The following is a 4,925-nucleotide window of genomic DNA, read 5'->3' as shown; positions in this document are numbered from 1 at the left end:
AACGTGTTTGTGTATGGTTAGTTGCGTAGTTGGGTAGCTAATTTAGCAAACTTTCACGAACCAGAGAAAATTCCGCAGGAATTTTCGCAAGTAAGCAGAAAAAAGCAATTAATTATACACGGTGTTACCTGCCGGCTTTTTTTTCAGAATTCTAGTCATTCCATACATTAATATTAAACCTATGACTAAAATCGAAATAATTATTGAATATTTATTAATTCCGTCATAGTTTTTTATGAAAATTGGCGTTAAAAAATAAGTTGTTAAATTATATATCAAATGTGCAATTATACTTAGATATATATTTTTCGTTTTAAGATAGATATAGCCAAAAACTGCTCCAGCAAAAAATGCACTTAATAGTCCAGTATCTGTGTAACTATGAGCTATTGCAAAAATTAATGCAGAAATCCAAATGGCTTTTTTGAATCCAAGTATATTATTTATTTTTTGTGCTAAAACTCGACGAAATAAAATTTCCTCAAATATTGATATGGAAATTACACTTATAAGAATCCTATTCAATTCAGCTGTCTTGAAAAATCCAGTCATTTCAATTCCAGCTAATTTAGTAGCGAAGACAGGAATAAAATTACTAAATCCGATAAGTCCTACAATCCCGATTATAATTCCAATCAATTGGATTATTTCAAACGATGATTTTTCTTTATTCGGAAGTTTTCCTTTTTCAAGTCCGATTAATGAAAGTCCAGCAATTAGCATTATTGCTAAATGACTTATGTGAGCAATCCAAAAGTTATTAATTGCAGATGTAAAATAAAAACCGACTAATAATATTGAAGTAAATAGTAATAAAAATAAGTAGATTTTTTTTGTCATTTTGTTCCGTATAGATTGGTTTTTAGCTTGCAGGTAACGTGTTTGTGTATGGTTAGTTGCGTGGTTAAGCAACTAAGTTAGCAAACTTTTACGAACCCGTGAAAATTCCGCAGGAATTTTTGCAAGTAAGCAGGAACACAGCAATTAATTATACACGGTGTTGCCATTTCGTTGTTTTTCAGTTTTCTAATTATTCGACTAATTTCATTTTCCATTTTTCAGGTTCGAGTGAGTTCAGTCAGCGTTTTATTCCGCAATATTATTCAATTCCGATTGAGTGAGCAATTCCGTAACTTGCTAAATTCCGCATTCAATTATAGTTTAGTTTTTCAATTCAGTTGACTAATAAGATTTCAGAAATGCATTTAAACTATTTCCCAAAACTGTCATTATCAAAATTTCAATTATTTGAAATAGTAGAATAAAAAGTATAATCTTATAAAACTTATTTTCTTTTTTCCAAATCAGTATTATTACCGTTATTACTTGAACGATTCCGAATATTATGTTTAAAGCATAAATTGCGATATCTCCACCAGATACGCCAACATTTTTATAAAAAATAAATGAAAACATTAAAAATGAAATCAAACAATTTATTAGAATCCATTTATTTAATTTGGTCATATTTATTTGTCGGTTTTGAGTGCGTTCCGCAATGAATGGCAACGGACTTGTGTATGGAACGTAGCGTGCAAAAAGACACTAACTTTTCGGATTAACACAGAGCCGAATTTTTATATTTTGTTTTTAACTTATCAATTTTAAAAGCCAAATTAAAAATTTGGCGGACTTTATAAATATACAAAACCTTTTGGTTAAGCACTTATTAGCTATGTTTTATACACTGTGTTGTGTGTAGTCTTTTCCTCTATTTTGGTTTGTTCGGACTTATTTCCATTAAATAATGAAAGCGTAAATGACACTTGTCATTGTAAATTTTTTCATCTTGAACTATCCACTTATACATTTTCGGATATGTAAATTCCATTATATTGAAAGAAGCAAGCCAAAAAGAACTTCCGAAATCTTGAAATCTAATGTTTTTTTTATTTTCATCTGTTTTAGAGAGTAAAAAGTCTCCAACTTCAATAAATTCATTTTGATTGTATTTTGAGTAAGTTTTAATCAACGTTCTTTTTGATTTACTACTCTTGTGTGCAACATAATTTCTTAAAGAGTAAAAGTCATCTATCTGATTTCTGGCTTCGGATGATATATTTTGGAAAGGATTATTCTTGTCTGTTAAAATCTTTCTGCCAATCTTTTTCAAGTTATTTACGCTCCTTAAGTCAAAATATCCTAAACCGTTTAAATAAGCTATACATTCATCATTACTGATAGTTTTAGGTAATTTCAATTCTAATTCTTTAGATAATTGTGTTGTATCTACTTTTAAGCATTCATAAATCATTTTTTCCGCATACCATTCCCAATCACAGATTGTTTTAATAGTAAAGGCTTCTATTATTTCCGAAGCTTCATAATTTGAATAAACTTTTCCACGAAGAGCTAAAACTTTGGCAAATAAAAATTCAGCTTGTGAATGAATTCTTGCCATATACATTATTGTATAGTGGTAACCGATGGAATTAAATTCCTCAATATTTTTTAGTTCGTTTAATTCAGATTCGTTCATTTTTTTTGGATTACACACAACGTGTTTGTGTATGGTTAGTTGCGTGGTTAAGCAACTAAGTTAGTAAACAAAAACGAACGCGAGAAAATTCCGAAGGAATTTTCCAAATAAGCACTTGCCAAAGCAATTAATTATACACGGTGTTGTGCGTTCGTACTTTTACTTCCAAACCTCATTTAATGTCTCTCTAAATAGCTTGTCAAGCTTTTCAGTTTCGGGTTTGAGGTTTTTATCATAATCTTCTACTTTCTTTTCAAAATACTCAATTTCTTTTTCGACAAAGTTATTAATTATTTCAATTCGTGGTTCTTTGTCAAGTTCCTCGCCTGATTTTTTTCGTTCCAACAATTTCTCGATTTCTTTTTTCAATTCAGGATTCTCAACTTGTGTATTAACAAGATTTTCAAATTCCATTGGTGCCATTGTTCCCATAGATTCAATCCATTTACAAGCTAAAATCGGTCTCAAAACATAAAAGTATTTTTTCACTCTTACTAAATCAGTTTGTAAGTAATCACGATAATTCCCTTTTGCCATATGCAAATAGTGATAAGTACAAGATTTTGGGTTAAAATAATATTTAGTTAATTCACGCATTTTTTCAGCTGTCGAATATTGTTCTAAATAAATTAACGGACTTCTCAACCATTCTAACAATGGTGGATTTGATTTCCTAAATAATTTTAGTGTTTTTCGTAATTCCCAACCTGCAAAGTCTAAATCATTAGGTAACATAACTTCCATATTGTCTTTTTTGTCGTCAATAGACAAATACCAATTCTGATTTTGAATGTACAAGAATCTTACATCCCAATCGCTGTCAGTTGAGGCAAAACCCCAAGCTCTACTTCCAGATTCCACAGCATAGAGAATTTGAATATCCTTCTCTTTTTCAATTCGTTTTAACTCTGTTTTTATTTGTTCAGTCAATTTTCTCGGTTTTTTTTGGGTATGACGCACAACGTGTTTGTGTATGGTTAGTTGCGTGGTTAGGCAACTAAGTTAGCAAACTTTAACGAACCCGTGAAAATTCCGCAGGAATTTTCGCAAGTAGGCGAGAACACAGCAATTAATTATACACGGTGTTGTGCACTGTTTTTTTATTTCTTTAGATACTGTTTAGCGTCTCTAATATTCAATTCCGTTTCGTCCGCTCCACGTCCATTTCGGTTTTCATTAAACGCTGGTTCGCCAAGTCGGTCAAGTCCAGTTAATATTTGGAAGACTGCAATTCCATTTTCATTTTCCACTTCAGTCCGTAACCATTTTTTAAAATCCACAATCAAATTCCGATTTCCGATTTTTGATAAACTCCAATATCCGCTAACTCGCTCGTCTTCGTTTTTATAGAATCCAGAGTTCAGTCCGTCAACAATGATTTGTTCCAATTCAGTTGGGTCGAATTTGGTCAATTTCGATTCCGCAATAATTTTCTTTTCAAAATCCGAGTGAGAATTTCCATTGGCTTTTTCGAAAATAAATCCAGCTTCTGTGAATTGTTCGTGAGTTAAAGTCATTTCTTAATATGGATTAGTCATCTATGAAATCCCAGGGAATTTCTTTTTTGAAAGTTGCAATGCTTTCTTCCATTAATTGAAGAGATATATCTTCTTTAAAGATTTTGATGGTTCTCGTTTTGTCACCATCACTGCGAAATATTTCAACCACCATTTTGTCATCTCGATAAACCTCAATTCCAATTCCGTCACGTTTTACATCACTCGCAATTATTATTTTATCTTTTTTAAGTTTCATTTCGTTTTTTTCTCAAATAGTGCACAACGTGTTTGTGTATGGTTAGTTGCGTGGTTAGGCAACTAAGTTAGCAAACTTTTACGAACCAGCGAAAATTCCGCAGGAATTTTCGCAAGTAGGGAAGAACAAAGCAATTAATTATACACGGTGTTGGCAGCCGTGCTTATTTTTTTTTATAAGCTATGTTTTTAAGAAACTATAATTTAATTAGTTAACTTGAATATTAAATAAATCGAGAGATAATCTGCTTTTAGTCCTTCGTTGTTGCTAATCAGACACGGATTTTACGCTCAGCTTGTAAATCCTGCGTAATATTTAAATATCGAGTAAACTTTTCAAATTCTAGCTTTTATAAATAATCAGTTAGATTACTATTCTAGTTCCGTAAGAAATTAAAATTTCCGGCTCTATTTTTTCTGATTTTACTTAATTAAAATTCTAAAAAAAAAATCGCGAAAAAGAAACTAGGCTTTTTTTGGTTTAACGTAAGTGATTTTGAAATGTTCAGTTAAGGTTTAATTTGAACGAAATTGTCTAGGTTTTGATTTAATCAGCAGATTTTACCGCAATATATTCGATAAGCTTTAAATCCATCGTTTTGAGTTTCCACATAAAGGTTTTTTGATGGCTCGAATAAAGAAAGCGTTAAGTTGGGTAGGTAAAGGCTTTTGCTGTCAGGGTGCATTGCTGC

5 protein-coding genes are annotated in these 4,925 nt (G+C 31.2%); all 5 read right to left on the bottom strand.

Translation table 11 applies throughout. The annotated features are described in order from the left end of the window. Window positions 1–108: 108 nt before the first annotated feature. On the bottom strand, window positions 109–840 hold the full coding sequence (locus ACFQ13_RS01880) for a CPBP family intramembrane glutamic endopeptidase (RefSeq protein ID WP_386113436.1): 732 nt from the start codon (window positions 838–840) through the stop codon (window positions 109–111). An 871-nt stretch (window positions 841–1,711) separates the two neighbouring features. Then, window positions 1,712–2,479 carry a hypothetical protein gene (locus tag ACFQ13_RS01875; protein ID WP_386113434.1) on the bottom strand — a complete coding sequence of 256 codons (768 nt, stop codon included), beginning with the start codon at window positions 2,477–2,479 and terminating at the stop codon, window positions 1,712–1,714. Between the two features lie 159 nt (window positions 2,480–2,638). Then, the gene (locus ACFQ13_RS01870) at window positions 2,639–3,409 is read right to left on the bottom strand and encodes a nucleotidyltransferase domain-containing protein (RefSeq protein ID WP_386113432.1); all 771 of its coding nucleotides are present in this window, start codon (window positions 3,407–3,409) and stop codon (window positions 2,639–2,641) included. A gap of 170 nt (window positions 3,410–3,579) precedes the next feature. Beyond that, entirely contained in the window at window positions 3,580–3,996 is a 417-nt protein-coding gene (locus ACFQ13_RS01865) for a hypothetical protein (RefSeq protein WP_386113430.1), read from the bottom strand. A 13-nt stretch (window positions 3,997–4,009) separates the two neighbouring features. Continuing rightward, on the bottom strand, window positions 4,010–4,234 hold the full coding sequence (locus ACFQ13_RS01860; protein WP_348449114.1) for a hypothetical protein: 225 nt from the start codon (window positions 4,232–4,234) through the stop codon (window positions 4,010–4,012). Between the last annotated feature and the right edge of the window lie 691 nt (window positions 4,235–4,925).

It is taken from the genome of Winogradskyella rapida, assembly GCF_042675845.1.
GTDB classification, from domain to species: domain Bacteria; phylum Bacteroidota; class Bacteroidia; order Flavobacteriales; family Flavobacteriaceae; genus Winogradskyella; species Winogradskyella rapida.
Note: the sequence above shows the minus strand (reverse complement) of the source record. Positions and strands in the feature narration are given on the sequence as shown.